Origin of the sequence: Mobiluncus porci (genome assembly GCF_009695935.1) — a bacterium.
Lineage (GTDB): Bacteria > Actinomycetota > Actinomycetes > Actinomycetales > Actinomycetaceae > Mobiluncus > Mobiluncus porci.
Genome location: NZ_VUMY01000001.1, coordinates 227,812 through 242,161, shown reverse-complemented (window position 1 = coordinate 242,161; position 14,350 = coordinate 227,812). Strand labels below are relative to the sequence as shown.

The window sequence follows — 14,350 nt, the reverse complement described above, 5'->3', positions numbered from 1 at the left end:
GGAATCCGAATGTGAAGTTCCTTCACTGCTTGCCGTCTTTCCATGATCGTCACACGACGGTTGGTGAGGATATTTACCAGACCTACGGGATGGATGGTCTGGAAGTGACTGATGACGTGTTCAACAGTAAGGCTTCGGTGGTGTTTGACCAGGCCGAGAACCGGATGCACACCATTAAGGCTGTGATGGTTGCGACCTTGGGAGAGAAGTAAACATGCGTATCGTTATTGCACTAGGTGGAAACGCCCTGTTACGCCGCGGCGAAAAACCCGACGCCGCCACGCAGATTGCGAATGTGGAAGCGGCCATCAAGCAGCTGGCTCCTTTGGCTGAGGAACACGAAGTGGTGATTACTCACGGTAACGGCCCCCAGGTCGGGGTGCTGGCTTTGCAATCTGCCAACGACACGAATCTGAGCGCGCCGTATGCTTTTGATACTCTCGGGGCCCAGACTCAAGGCATGATTGGCTACTGGCTGTTGCAGTCTTTGCAAAACAACCTCCCGGGACGCCAGGTTGCCGCTTTGGTGAATCAAACCCTCGTTCTCGCGGGAGATCCGGCCTTCGACAACCCGACAAAGTTCGTCGGCCAAGTCTATAACCAGGAGGAAGCGCGCCGTCTAGAGGTTGAACGCGGATGGAAGATGAAAGCCGACGGCGACTATTTTCGACGCGTGGTGGGCTCTCCCTGGCCGCAACGGGTCGTGGAGACGCGGCTCATTCGCCGGATGCTCGAAGTCGGAGCGGTTGTGGTCTGTGCTGGCGGCGGCGGTATTCCCGTCATCCGCAACGATAAGGGAAAGCTGGAAGGCATCGAGGCCGTGGTGGACAAGGATTTGACTGCGGCGGTGTTGGCCGAACATCTCGAGGCAGACTTCTTGATGATTCTCACCGATGTCCCCGCCGTGATGGAAAACTTCGGGAAACCCGATCAAAAAGAGATCCATCGCAGTAGTCCCCACGCTATGCGACAAGGCGGTTTCCCTGCCGGTTCGATGGGACCCAAGGTCGAAGCTGCCTGTAGATTCGTGGAACTAACCGGAGATGTGGCGGCGATTGGCCAACTGGCTGATGCCCAAAAAATCATCGAAGGCGAAGCCGGCACCATCATCACCCCCGGAGGCAACTACGGCGGGTCCGATGATATTACCCCACACAGCTATAAAAGCATGCACATGACCGAGGTTGGTTATGTTGCCGCATAGCACTTGCTATATATCCCATTTTCCAACCCTTTCTGAGGAGAATCACCATGGCTGTTAGCGTTGACGATGAAGCTACCACAACAGTTCCCACCAAGCCGAAAAAAGGATTTCGGCTCAAAGTACCCACCGCATTCACAATCCTGTTCTTTCTTACCATCATTGCAGTTTTCGCGACCTGGTTCGTTCCGGCAGGTCAATACTCCAAATTGAGTTACGACACCGAAACCAAGGCCTTTTCCGTAACCAGCCCGCAAGGGGAAGTCGAAACAGTTCCCGGTAACCAAGAATCCTTAGACAAATTGGGAGTCCAGATTGACTACCAGCAATTTGCTAACGGTGCAATCACCAAGCCAATCTCGATCCCGGGAACCTATGAGAGGCTCGAACAAAATCCGATCGGTTTAGACAAAATTACCCTTTCCATGGTCAACGGTACTATGGAAGCCGTAGACATCATGGTCTTTATCTTTACCCTGGGAGGCCTGATAGGCGTCGTCAGGGCTACCGGAGCCTTCGAATCCGGCTTGATGGCTCTGACGAAAAAGACCAAGGGCCGTGAATTCGTTTTGGTCTTTGCCATGTCCCTGTTCATGGTTGTGGGGGGAACGCTTTGCGGCCTCGAAGAAGAAGCCGTAGCCTTCTATCCCATCATGTGTCCCATTTTCATAGCGATGGGATATGACTCCATCATCGCAGTTGGGGCCATATTCCTCGCCGGTTCTATGGGGACCACCATGTCCACCATCAATCCATTCTCGGTGGTGATTGCCTCCAATGCGGCGGGCATTCAATTCACCGAAGGCCTGGGGTGGCGGGTCGCCGGATGTATCGTGGGAGCCGTCGTCGTGATTGGTTACCTGTATTGGTACTCCAAGAAGGTCAAAGCGAATCCAAAATTCTCCTACACCTACGAGGACAAGGAATCATACGAAGCCCAGTGGGGAATGACTCAAACGGAGGTGGTTCCCTTCACCTGGAAACGGAAACTCATTCTCCTGCTGTTCTTCATCGGTTTCCCCATCATGGTGTGGGGCGTCATGGCGCAACACTGGGGTTTCCCGCTGATGGCCTCCTCCTTCCTGACCATCGTGATTGTCATCATGTTCCTCGCTCTCATCGGCAAAGACCGACTGAACGAAAAACAGTTGGTGGACGCATTTTCGGATGGAGCCTCCTCCCTGGTGGCGGTGTCGCTGATTATCGGTCTGGCTCGTGGCATCAACTCGGTTTTGAATGAAGGCTACATTTCGGACACGATTCTAAATGGAGCCACGCACCTGGTGTCCGGCATGAGCGGGCCGCTGTTTATCATCATCATGTTGCTGATTTTCTTCGTGCTCGGCTTCGTGGTGCCTTCCTCCTCGGGGCTGGCGGTTCTCTCCATGCCGATTATGGCGCCGCTGGCGGATTCGGTAGGAATCCCGCGTTGGGTGATTGTCTGCGCCTACCAGTGGGGACAGTACGCCATGTTGTATCTGGCTCCCACGGGACTGGTGATGGCCACATTGCAGATGCTCGACATGAAGTACAGCCACTGGCTAAAGTTCGTGTGGCCCATGGTGGTATTCGTCTTGGTCTTCGGAGGTGCGATGCTGGTAGCCCAGACGCTCATCTACGGGGCGTAATTCTCCAAGGCTAACATGGCGCCGGTGCGGTAGTTTTCCCTTTAGAGAAACTATCGCACCGGTTGTCACAGTGTAGGAAACATAATACAGAACTGTACTGTACATCTGTATATGGCTACGGTGGTCTAGCTATCAATGTTGATAGCGATTTTGGTTTATAATGTGGTGGTTGTAGCTCGTGAGGGAGGCACTTTGACTGCATGGCTTTTCTACTACACGCTTACCATTATGCTTTTAGCGGCATTTGCGGGCGCAATTTCTTTTTCAGCATTTACCATCTCCCGTAGAAAAACCTATCTAGGTTCCGCAATTTTGAGCGTTATCTATTTTTTCGACATTGCTTTGGTTTTCCGGTCTTCTCTGCTGAGTAACCTATTTCCACACCAAGCAGTCAACCCCTACACGATAACGGGCCCCTACGAGTCAATCCTTCTCGGAGCTCTCCTCATCATTTTTACCTGGTATATAACGTTTTCTTACCTCAACCTTCCCCTCAAGTGGATCGCGATTCCCTCGCTGTCTTTCATAGTCCTGAGCCTGTTTTTCTATTTCGGAATCTCGGATCCAATGTGGCGAGAATTTTTCTTCTTCACCGCGAGAGCTATCGGTTTTCTGTCACTGTTTTCGTGCGTTGCCATCTATTACTTTCTCACCAAAAATAGAGTAAAGAAAGTTTTAATTAAAAAACAATCCATATTTTTTCTGGTTTCCTTCGTGCTCTGTTTAGCGACCATCATTTGGAATCTTTATTTCATGGTATATTCTTCGCTCAACAATCTTTCTCAGTGGCCGTTCCTTCCCGAAAGGAATTTTGCGGAAAACGCCTTTATTCTTTTTGTAGTTTGGTATATAGCCCTCCGTGCCGTCTACATTTTGCGCCTACACATGAATCAGCCTCCCACTATCGATTTATCTCACGAAGACGAGTTCGTTCTCGAAGAGGCGGGTCTCTATTCTCGAAAGTACAAACTTTCTCCGGCTGAAAGTAAGGTTTTAGTAAAGATTGTGCAGGGTGATACGAATCAACAAATTGCTAGCGCACTGTTCGTCGAGGTCACGACCGTGAAGGTTCACGTCCACAACATCTTGAAGAAAACCGGAAGGGCTAGCCGCAACGAAATCATCAGCGATTTCTGGCACTCTCACTTGATGAATTGAGTCGAAGCTGCGCCTTTTCCCCACTAGTCTCGTCGAGACACGCGCTCGGAGTGCAGTTTTGGAGGCGCGCTGGAGGAGTGTATATCATGGATTTCGTCAAAACCCTTTAATCCCGCCCTGTGAGGCAGAAAGGAAAGACATGGATAAAACCGTGTTGGGCAGTGATGATATTGCCCGTTCTCTCAAACGCCTAGCCTATGAAATCGTGGAGAAAAACTCCGGGCTAGATGAGATTGTTCTCTTGGGAATCCCCACTCGTGGCGTCCAACTCGCCGAACGTTTGGCCACATTCCTCCAAGAAGTCGCTCAAACCCCGATACCGGTTGGTGCCCTCGACATCACGCTCTATCGAGACGACCTCGCCCGCCAACCCATTCGTGTCCCCAAGCCGACGGTTATGCCGGAAGGTGGCATCGATGGGAAGACGGTAGTCCTGGTCGATGATGTTTTGTTCTCCGGTCGAACCATTCGCGCCGCCCTTGATGCCATCAATGACCACGGCCGCCCCAAGGGCGTTCAGTTGGCCGTCTTGGTTGACCGCGGCCACCGCGAACTTCCGATTCGCGCCGATTACGTGGGGAAAAACCTCCCCACTTCTCGAAACGAACAGGTCCTGGTTCAACTCAAAGAACTCGACGGAAATGACGCGGTCGTCATCTCCGGCACTAATGACACCAACAATACGGGGGAGGAAAACTAATGCGACACCTACTATCAGCCGCTGACCTCGATCACGAGCAAGCTGTGAAAATTCTCGATACCGCTGAGGCCATGGCGATGACCCAGTCCCAGAAGGTAAAGAAACTACCGACTTTACGCGGAAAGACCGTAGTGAACCTTTTCTTTGAGGATTCCACCCGGACGCGGATTTCTTTCGAAACCGCAGCCAAGCGTCTCTCCGCCGACGTCATCAACTTCTCAGCCAAAGGTTCTTCCGTGTCCAAGGGTGAATCCCTGAAAGACACGGCGCTAACCTTGCAGGCGATGCGAGTCGATGGCATCGTGATTCGTCACCGCTCTTCCGGAGCGGCCTACCGTCTCGCCCATGCCGGATGGTCCGATGTTCCCGTCATCAACGCCGGAGATGGCGAACACCAGCACCCAACCCAGGCGCTACTGGACACCATGACTTTGCGTCGCCACTTCCAGGGCGCCAGCGGGGGAGACCTTGCCGGTAAAGACCTCGCGGGGGCGAATGTGGTTATCGTGGGCGATATTCTCCACTCTCGGGTGGCTCGCTCCAACGTGGATCTCATGCATACCCTGGGGGCTCACGTGACCCTGGTGGGTCCGCCGACCTTGATGCCGGTCGGAGTCGAGGGCTGGAACTGCGATTTCAGCTATGACCTGGATGCGGCCCTGGCTACCGACCCCGATGCTGTCATGATGCTGCGGGTTCAAAACGAGCGCATGAGCGCCGCCGGTGGCGGCTATTTCCCGAGCGTCGGTGAATATCACCGCGCTTACGGTTTGGACCACGCTCGCTTTGAGGGGCTTCCGGAAAAAACCGTCATCATGCACCCCGGTCCGATGAACCGCGGGATGGAAATCTGCGCCGAGGCTGCAGACTCCGCCAAATCCGTTGTCGTGGAACAAGTCACCAATGGCGTCAACGTGAGGATGGCTATCTTATACCTTTTGCTCGCTCCGGAAGGAGGCCTGCTGTGAAACAGTACTTGATTACCGGTGCAACCTTGCCGGATGGAAATAACAGTGATATTGCCGTGAAAGACGGCAGCTTTGTCGGCTTGGGTGCAAATGCCACCGAGGCTCTTGACCAGGGATACGAAACCGTTGACGCTAGCGGCTTGCAAGCACTTCCCGGTTTGGTGGATATCCACACTCACCTGCGCCAACCCGGCTCCGAAGACGCCGAAACAGTAGAAACCGGCACTTTGAGCGCGGCTTATGGCGGCTACACCTGTGTGCATGCGATGGCGAACACGAATCCGGTTCAAGACAACGCCGGTATCGTCGAGCAGGTTCAGCACCTTGGGAAACTCGCCGGCTGGGTGGAGGTGCGACCGGTCGGAGCCGTCTCCGCAGGTCTGGAAGGAAAGCACCTGGCTGACCTCGGATCAATGAACCGCTCGGATGCACACGTTACGGTCTTTTCCGATGACGGTAAATGCGTGTCGGATCCGGTCTTGATGCGCCGTGCTTTGGAATACGTGAAGACCTTCGACGGGGTCGTCGCCCAACACGCCCAAGACCCTCGCTTGACCGAGGGCTCTCAAATGAACGAGTCCCCGCTCTCTGCCGAGATCGGGCTCACCGGCTGGCCGGACGTGGCTGAGGAAGCCATTATTCTGCGCGATATTCAGTTGGCCTCCCACGTGGGCTCGCGGGTGCATATCTGCCACCTCTCCACGGCCGGTTCGGTCGATATCGTGCGTTGGGCAAAGTCGCGGGGCATCAAAGTTACCGCCGAAGCCACCCCGCACCACATTTCCTTGACCGAGGAACTGGCGCGAACCTACGATCCGCGCTATAAAGTCAACCCTCCGCTGCGGACTTCTGAAGACGTGGAGGCTGTTATCGAGGGTCTGGTTGACGGCACTATCGACTGCATCGGAACCGACCATGCCCCCCACCCGCTGGAAGCCAAGGACTGCGAATGGCAGGCTGGGGCTTTCGGGATGATTGGCTTGGAAACCGCCTTGCCGATTATCCAGAAAGTGCTGGTTGACTCCGGCAAGCTCAACTGGGCAGATGTGGCTCGCATCATGTCCACCACTCCGGCTCAAATCGGTCGGGTAGCGGATCAGGGTCAGGGGATTGTCCTCGGGGCTCCGGCGCATCTGACCTTGTTGGATCCGAGTGTGAAACGCACGATTGCGCTTGACTCCCAGCATTCCAAGTCAACCAACACCCCGTATCTGGGAATGGAACTTCCCGGTCAGGTCAAATACACGATGCTGTCGGGTGCTTTCACAATCTTCGACCTGGTGGCAGTGCCGCTAGCCGAACGAAAGTGAGAACCCTGAGGGGATAACGAAAGCATGAATATTGCGGAACAGTCTCGAGAAATAATGGAAAATACTGGCTCAAAAACACCTGATTTACTCATGGATCGACCAGATGCGGTTATTGTCTTGGAAGACGGTTTCGCATTGAGCGGAAAGGCTTTTGGTGCTGCCGGTCGTACTCTGGGTGAGGTCGTCTTCACCACGGGTATGACCGGCTACCAAGAGTCTTTAACCGACCCGAGCTACCACAAACAGATTCTGGTCATGACCGCTCCGCATATCGGCAACACCGGCATGAACACGACCGACCCCGAGTCATCCCGTATCTGGGTAGCCGGATTCGTAGTTCGCGACCCCGCGAGGCGAGCCTCAAACTGGCGAGCCGAAGGAGAGCTGGAAGACGAACTCGTTGATCAAGGGATAGTCGGGATTTGTGACCTGGATACGCGGGCACTGACCTTGCACATTCGGGAAAAAGGCGCGCTGCGCGGAGGCATTTTTTCCGCAGATTCCCTTCCTGTCGGAGCATCGAAACTCGAGCCCCACGCAATTGCCACCTTGCAGTCTATTGTGCGCGACAGTCCCCAGATGGCTGGTGCCGCATTGACCAGCGAAGTCACGACTGATTCTCGCTACGTCATTGCCCCTAGCGGGCAGTTCGAAGATAAACCGCCGCTGGCAACCCTGGCGGCGGTGGATCTCGGCATCAAATCCCGCACTCCGGAGATTCTGGCGAGTCTCGGGGTTGAGGTCCATATTTTCCCCGCCAGCTCGACTTTGGAAGACCTGCAATCCGTGCATCCGGACGGAGTTTTTTTCTCCAATGGACCCGGAGATCCGGCGGCTGCCACCCGTGAGATTGAGCTTCTGCGCAGCGTTCTCGATTCCGGCTTGCCCTACTTTGGGATTTGTTTCGGAAACCAGTTGCTGGGTCGCGCTCTAGGCTATGGCACCTACAAGCTCGTCTACGGTCACCGCGGGGTCAACCAGCCGGTGCTGGATCGCGCTACTGGAAAGGTAGAAATCACTTCTCACAACCACGGCTTCGCAGTGGATATGCCCCTTGATGAACCCTCTCTGACCCCCTATAACGAGGGCCAGTACGGGCGGGCGGAAGTCACCCACGTGGACTTGAACGATAACGTGGTGGAAGGGCTGAAATGCCTTGATATTCCGGCATTCTCCGTCCAATACCATCCGGAGGCGGCGGCGGGACCCCACGATGCGAGCCATCTCTTTACTGACTTTTTGAATCTAATGCTCACTCATCGCCAGAGCACCCAGAGAGGTAATAACTAATGGGGAAACGTGAAGATATAAACTCTGTCCTGGTCATTGGCTCAGGGCCAATCGTGATTGGTCAAGCCGCCGAATTCGATTATTCCGGCACTCAAGCCTGTCGAGTGCTGCGCAGCGAAGGCATCAAAGTTATCTTGGTGAACTCCAATCCGGCCACGATCATGACCGACCCCGAAATAGCGGATCGAACCTATATTGAGCCGATCACTACGGAGTTCTTGGAAAAAATCATCGCCATTGAACGTCCCGATGCGCTCCTTCCCACTATCGGGGGACAAACCGCCTTGAACGCGGCGATTGAACTGACTGAGGCTGGGATTCTTGAAAAATACGGAGTGGAACTCATTGGCGCGAATGCCGATGCGATTAAAGCCGGTGAGGACCGCGAAGAGTTCAAGGAAGTAGTGGAGCGTTGCGGCGCGGAAGTGGCGCGTTCCCAAATCGCCCACTCCCTGGAAGATTGTCACCTTGCCGCTAAAGAACTCGGCTATCCCTTGGTGGTGCGACCGTCTTTCACCATGGGCGGGCTCGGCTCGGGCATCGCCTACAACGAAGCGGACTTGGAGCGTATCGCCGGAGCGGGCCTAGCGGACTCGCTCAACACAGAGGTTCTTCTCGAAGAAGCAATCATCGGGTGGAAAGAATACGAGCTCGAACTCATGCGCGACAAGAAAGATAATGTTGTCGTCGTCTGTTCTATCGAAAACCTGGATCCGGTGGGGGTCCATACGGGTGACTCGATTACGGTCGCTCCGGCGCTTACTCTGACCGACCGCGAGCTCCAGAAACTTCGCGATATCGGGATTGCGGTGATTCGGGAAGTCGGGGTTGACACGGGTGGCTGTAATATTCAGTTCGCGGTTCATCCTGAGACCGGTCGGATTATCGTTATCGAGATGAATCCGCGGGTTTCGCGCTCTTCTGCGCTGGCTTCGAAGGCCACCGGTTTCCCGATTGCGAAGATCGCGGCGCGCCTCGCGGTAGGGTATTCCCTTGATGAAATCCCCAACGACATCACCCGATCCACTCCGGCTTCTTTCGAGCCGACCCTGGACTATGTGGTCGTGAAAGCCCCGCGTTTTGCGTTTGAAAAATTCCCAGCCAGTGACCCCACCTTGACCACCACCATGAAGTCTGTTGGTGAAGCCATGGCTATTGGGCGGAACTTCACCGAGGCTTTGCAAAAGGCGCTGCGTTCTTTGGACAAGAAAGCCTCGACTTTCGACTTTGCGAAACTGGCACCGGACGCGGCCGAAACCGCGGAGCTCCTGGAGGCCATCAAGACCCCCACCGAACATCGCATTGTTCAGGTCGTGGACGCGATTCGCGGGGGAGCCTCCTTGGAGGACATCCACGCGGCCACCAAGATCGACCCTTGGTTTATTGACCAACTGTTCCTCCTTTGCGAGCTGGCGGATCGGATTCGCGAAGCCGAAACGCTCTCCCCGCGGCTACTGAGGGAGGCGAAACGTCACGGATTTTCGGACTCACAGATCGGCGCGATTCGTGGAATCAGCGAGGAAACCGTGCGGGAGGTTCGCCATGCTTTCGGGCTGCATCCGGTCTATAAGGAAGTCGACACTTGCGCGGGCGAATTCAAGGCCAACACCCCTTACCGGTATTCAAGCTACGACCTCACCACCGAGGTCACGCTGCGCGAAAAACCGGCGGTGATTATTCTTGGTTCGGGGCCAAACCGCATCGGGCAGGGCATCGAGTTCGATTATTCTTGCGTTCACGCCGCAACGTCTTTGAAAGACAAATACGACACAATCATGATTAACTGCAATCCTGAAACCGTGTCAACCGACTATGACATCGCGAGCCGACTGTATTTCGAGCCGCTGACTTTCGAAGACGTTTACGAAGTGTATTTGGCGGAGTTGGCCTGCGGCCCCATCGCCGGCATGATTGTGCAACTCGGTGGACAGACTCCGCTGGCTTTAGCCGGGAAGTTGACCGAGGCCGGAGTCCCGATTCTAGGAACCCAAGCTGCGGCCATCGATTTGGCTGAAGATCGTAAAGAATTCGAGCGGGTCTACACCGCAGCCGGTGTGGCTGCCCCCGCTCACGGAACGGCCACCTCCAACGCCGGGGCGCGGGAGGTAGCCAAGGAAATCGGATTCCCACTTCTCGCTCGGCCTTCCTATGTTTTGGGAGGGCGAGGCATGGAGATTATTTTCAGCCCCGAACATCTCGAAGATTATTTAGACCGCAATGGGCCGGACACTGCGGGAATCGGCGCCGGCCCCTTGCTGATTGACCGGTTCTTAGATGATGCCATCGAGATTGACGTCGATGCGCTCTATGACGGTCACGAACTTTACCTCGCCGGTGTGATGGAACACATTGAAGAAGCCGGAATTCACTCTGGAGACTCGGCTTGTGTCTTACCGCCCCCGACCCTGTCTCAAACGATTATTGGCCAGATTCGCCGCGCCACCGAGGCGATTGCGGCCGGAGTGGGGACGGTCGGTTTGATCAATATTCAGTATGCGATTACGGCTGGAACCCTCTATATTATCGAGGCCAATCCTCGCGCCTCCCGCACGGTGCCTTTCGTTGCGAAAGCCACCGGAGTGGAATTGGCTCGGGCCGCGTCGCTGGTCATGTGCGGGACGACAATCGCGGAGCTACGTACTCGCGGGGTTTTACCCGAAGGCGATTTTGCTGATTGGAAAACCTACCCCGACATTGCCGTGAAAGAAGTCGTCCTCCCGTTCAAGCGGTTCCGGACGTTTTCCGGAAACATGGTCGATACGATTCTCGGCCCCGAAATGCGTTCCACCGGTGAGGCGATGGGCTTGGGGACGAATCTTCCGATGGCGTTCGCAAAATCCCAAGAAGCCACGGTTGGAAGCCTTCCCACGTCAGGAACCGTAGTTGTTACCGTGGCTGACCGCGACAAGCGCAACATTATTCTCCCTTGTTCGCGCCTGAACCAGCTCGGCTACAAACTCGTCGCCACGGAAGGCACCGCGAGCGTCCTGCAGCGCAACGGAATCCCCGTCACCTTGATTCAAAAAGACAGCGAAGGCCGACACCCCGAGGGTGATACCCAGTTCAGTTCTTTTGTGAAGTCCGATGAGGTCGGTATGGTCATCAACACCCCGGAACACGGCAAGGGGATTCGTGAAGCCGGCTACCGGATTCGGACTGCGGCCGCGACCTCGAATAAACAGGTAATCACGACCGTGCAAGCGTTGCAGATTGCGGTCCAGGCGATGGATTTCCTCCACCAAGGTCAACAATTTACCGTGCGCTGTTTGCAAGACCGGCAAATCGAACTCGAAAAGGCTCGCGAAACTGACCGTGACAGGCGATAATACAAGAAGTGTATTTTTCGCTGTCACCAGACACGAATTCCGTTTCAGAGAGGTATGAGGATGATGGAAGAAACTGCGGTCGAGGAGTCATTCGGGAAACGTTTTCAACAAATGCGCACGGAGCGTGGGCCGCTGTGTGTCGGGATTGATCCTCATCCGGAGCTGTTGGAAGCCTGGGGCTTACCCAGAAGCGGTGCCGGAGTGTGGGATTTCTCGATGCGGGTTCTAGACGCGCTCGGAGATGTCTGCGGTTTCTTCAAGCCCCAGTCCGCGCTCTACGAAGAGTACGGTTCTTCCGGGATCTCGGCGCTAACTGCAACTTTGCGGGCGATAGAGGACGTGGGGGCACTGTCGATAGCTGACGTGAAACGCGGGGATATCGGATCCACCATGAGCGCCTACGCGCGGGCATACCTGGGAGATGGGCCTCTCGTAGCCGACGCCATGACGGTGAGTCCGTTTCTCGGCTTCGAGTCGCTTCGTCCCGCTTTGGATCTCGCGCGTGAGCGCGGTAGAGGGGTTTTCGTTTTGACCCTCACATCCAATCCGGAGGCGGGGCCTCTGCAGGGTGCGATGATGGCGGACAGTGGGCGCTCAGTTGCGGAAAACATCATGACCCAGGTCGCTGCGGAGAATTCAACAAGCGCCAGCCAAGGCCAGTTGGGCCACGTGGGTATGGTGATCGGAGCCACGGTTGCCGAGCGGATGCAGGGCCTCGAAGAGGTCCTACAAGACACCAACGGCCCCATCCTGGTTCCCGGGTTCGGAGCCCAAGGGGGCACGTCACAAGACATTGCCAAGCTTTTCGGGGCGGCAACAAATCGGGTCATTATCTCGAGTTCTCGAGGGATTCTTCGCCAAGGTCCGGATCCGAAAGGCCTGCAAGAAACTTTTTCAAATAATTTAGTTTCTCTAAAAGCCATACTCGCGGGCTAATTTTCAGTATAGGATAAGGTAAAGGTTGATTATCTAACCTTTACACAGTCAGTTAATAGGTTGAATCAGGAGTTAAAGCATGGCACTTCCTTCCCTCACCGCTGAGCAGCGCGCCGAAGCCTTGAAAAAGGCCGCAGCCGCGCGCAAACATCGTGCGGAAATCAAAGCCGATTTGAAAAACCGCAAGAAAACCCTCTCCGAAGTCTTGAAAGCATCCGCCTCAGACGAAGCCTTGGCCAAGATGAAAGTGGTTTCCTTGCTGGAATCTCTTCCCCGCGTGGGCGCCAAGACCGCAGCCCAAGCGATGGAAGAAATTGGGATTTCTCCGGCTCGTCGTATTCGTGGCCTTGGTCCTCACCAGACCGAAGAACTCATCAAGCGCTTTGGATAACCGATGAACGACAGGGCAAACGCCCGGTTGTTCATTCTCTGCGGACCCACTGCTGTTGGTAAAGGAACAGTGGTGGGTTCTCTGTCGGAAAAATATCCGGGAAAATTCTATCTTTCAGTGTCAGCCACCACCCGTGATCCCCGTCCGGGAGAAGTGGAAGGAAAATCCTATTTCTTCGTTTCCCACGAAGAATTCCAGCGGCTTATTGATTCCGGTGGAATGTTGGAGTGGGCCGAAGTCCACCACCAGAATTTCTATGGCACCCCCGCGGCGCCGGTGGATGACGCTTTGCGACGAGGACTTCCAGTCTTGTTGGAGATTGACCTGGCAGGATTCCATCAGGTGAAGGCGGCCCGCCCCGAAGCGCATTCCATCTTCATGAAACCGCCCTCCTGGGATGAGCTGGTGCATCGTCTAGCGGGGCGGGGGACTGAGCGTGCCGAGGAACAGCAACGTCGTTTGGCGACGGCCAAAGTGGAGCTGGCTGCGCAAGGGGAGTTCGATGAGGTTATCGTCAACGATAAAGTTGAAAACGCGACTCTCGCATTGGCTAAAATCATGGGTTTGGCATAGAATAAGATGCTCTTGAAACCTTAGAAAGAAGAGGATTTAATGACGGGAACAGTAGCCCATCCGGAAGGAATCACCAATCCGCCGATTGATGACTTGCTTGAACACGTTGACTCTAAATATGCCTTGGTGGCGTTTTCTGCAGCGCGGGCGCGTCAAATCAACACCTACAATCAACAGCTCGAAGCCGGTCTTTTGGATACGATTGGTCCTCTCGTGGATCACGAGCCCCGCGAAAAGCCCCTGTCTATCGCGATGCACGAGATAGCCGACGGGATGCTTGATATGAAACTGCAAGATCCTCATAAGACTGAAGACAGTGAAGAATGAGTCCTTGCGTCCCCCGATGATTCTCGGGGTGGGAGCCTCCGTTTCCGCCTTTAAAGGCGTGGAAGTGTTGCGCTTCTTGACCAAGGCGGGTCTCGATGTGTGGGTGTGTCCGACTCGAGCCTCGTTGCAGTTTGTGGGGAAAGCCACGTGGGAATCATTAAGCGCCCATCCCATCCACGTGGATGTGTTTGAAAAGCCCGACGAAATCACCCATGTTTCCGTAGCGGAACGCGCCCAGGCCTTCTTGGTCGTCGGTGCTACGGCAGACCTCATGGCTCGATTCCGGATGGGTCTGGCCGAAGAGTTCCTTACTCTCGCGGCGATAACCGTTGACTGTCCGCGGTTTCTCGCCCCAGCCATGCACCCGACCATGTGGAACAACTCCGCCACTCAAGAAAACGTTGGCGTGCTTCGCGAGCGCGGCTGGCATTTTATCGGTCCCGAATCGGGCTCTCTAGCAGACCGCACCGAGGGGGTCGGACGGTTGAGCGAGCCGGAAACCATCGTCAGTGAATTCCGCGCGGCCCTCGGATGGTAGGAAT

Annotated in this window: 13 protein-coding genes and 1 pseudogene; all 14 read left to right on the top strand. The window is 55.1% G+C overall.

The genetic code is table 11. The annotated features are described in order from the left end of the window. Window positions 1-212: pseudogene (locus tag FYJ63_RS01100) on the top strand (ornithine carbamoyltransferase); the annotation flags it as partial. 2 nt (window positions 213-214) lie between these two features. Then, complete coding sequence (gene arcC / locus FYJ63_RS01095; protein ID WP_154542909.1) at window positions 215-1,204, top strand: carbamate kinase; 990 nt, start codon at window positions 215-217, stop codon at window positions 1,202-1,204. Between the two features lie 47 nt (window positions 1,205-1,251). Further along, window positions 1,252-2,829 (top strand): YfcC family protein, encoded by a 1,578-nt coding sequence (locus tag FYJ63_RS01090; RefSeq protein ID WP_154542907.1) that lies wholly within the window; start codon window positions 1,252-1,254, stop codon window positions 2,827-2,829. A 753-nt stretch (window positions 2,830-3,582) separates the two neighbouring features. Next, window positions 3,583-3,987 (top strand): response regulator transcription factor, encoded by a 405-nt coding sequence (locus FYJ63_RS10980; RefSeq protein WP_195839295.1) that lies wholly within the window; start codon window positions 3,583-3,585, stop codon window positions 3,985-3,987. A 109-nt stretch (window positions 3,988-4,096) separates the two neighbouring features. Beyond that, a complete protein-coding gene (pyrR, locus tag FYJ63_RS01080; RefSeq protein ID WP_277027603.1) occupies window positions 4,097-4,687 on the top strand; it encodes a bifunctional pyr operon transcriptional regulator/uracil phosphoribosyltransferase PyrR in 591 nt (196 codons plus the stop codon). Further along, complete coding sequence (locus FYJ63_RS01075) at window positions 4,687-5,655, top strand: aspartate carbamoyltransferase catalytic subunit (protein WP_154542900.1); 969 nt, start codon at window positions 4,687-4,689, stop codon at window positions 5,653-5,655. Before pyrR ends, FYJ63_RS01075 begins: the two co-directional genes overlap by 1 nt. Next, entirely contained in the window at window positions 5,652-6,965 is a 1,314-nt protein-coding gene (locus tag FYJ63_RS01070) for a dihydroorotase (protein ID WP_277027276.1), read from the top strand. Before FYJ63_RS01075 ends, FYJ63_RS01070 begins: the two co-directional genes overlap by 4 nt. 54 nt (window positions 6,966-7,019) lie before the next feature. Then, on the top strand, window positions 7,020-8,255 hold the full coding sequence (gene carA / locus FYJ63_RS01065; RefSeq protein WP_420846006.1) for a glutamine-hydrolyzing carbamoyl-phosphate synthase small subunit: 1,236 nt from the start codon (window positions 7,020-7,022) through the stop codon (window positions 8,253-8,255). Further along, a complete protein-coding gene (carB, locus tag FYJ63_RS01060; protein ID WP_154542895.1) occupies window positions 8,255-11,581 on the top strand; it encodes a carbamoyl-phosphate synthase large subunit in 3,327 nt (1,108 codons plus the stop codon). The genes carA and carB overlap by 1 nt, the downstream gene beginning before the upstream one ends. A gap of 54 nt (window positions 11,582-11,635) precedes the next feature. Then, window positions 11,636-12,517, top strand: coding sequence for an orotidine-5'-phosphate decarboxylase (gene pyrF, locus FYJ63_RS01055; protein ID WP_407717223.1), 882 nt, complete (start codon window positions 11,636-11,638; stop codon window positions 12,515-12,517). 79 nt (window positions 12,518-12,596) lie between these two features. Next, window positions 12,597-12,908 carry an integration host factor, actinobacterial type gene (gene mihF / locus FYJ63_RS01050; RefSeq protein ID WP_154542891.1) on the top strand — a complete coding sequence of 104 codons (312 nt, stop codon included), beginning with the start codon at window positions 12,597-12,599 and terminating at the stop codon, window positions 12,906-12,908. A gap of 3 nt (window positions 12,909-12,911) precedes the next feature. Then, entirely contained in the window at window positions 12,912-13,481 is a 570-nt protein-coding gene (gene gmk, locus FYJ63_RS01045) for a guanylate kinase (RefSeq protein ID WP_154542889.1), read from the top strand. A 39-nt stretch (window positions 13,482-13,520) separates the two neighbouring features. After that, entirely contained in the window at window positions 13,521-13,808 is a 288-nt protein-coding gene (rpoZ, locus tag FYJ63_RS01040; protein ID WP_154542887.1) for a DNA-directed RNA polymerase subunit omega, read from the top strand. Next, window positions 13,798-14,346: a flavoprotein gene (locus FYJ63_RS01035; protein WP_277027285.1), complete on the top strand. Its 549-nt coding sequence runs from the start codon at window positions 13,798-13,800 to the stop codon at window positions 14,344-14,346. Before rpoZ ends, FYJ63_RS01035 begins: the two co-directional genes overlap by 11 nt. The last annotated feature ends 4 nt before the right edge of the window (window positions 14,347-14,350 follow it).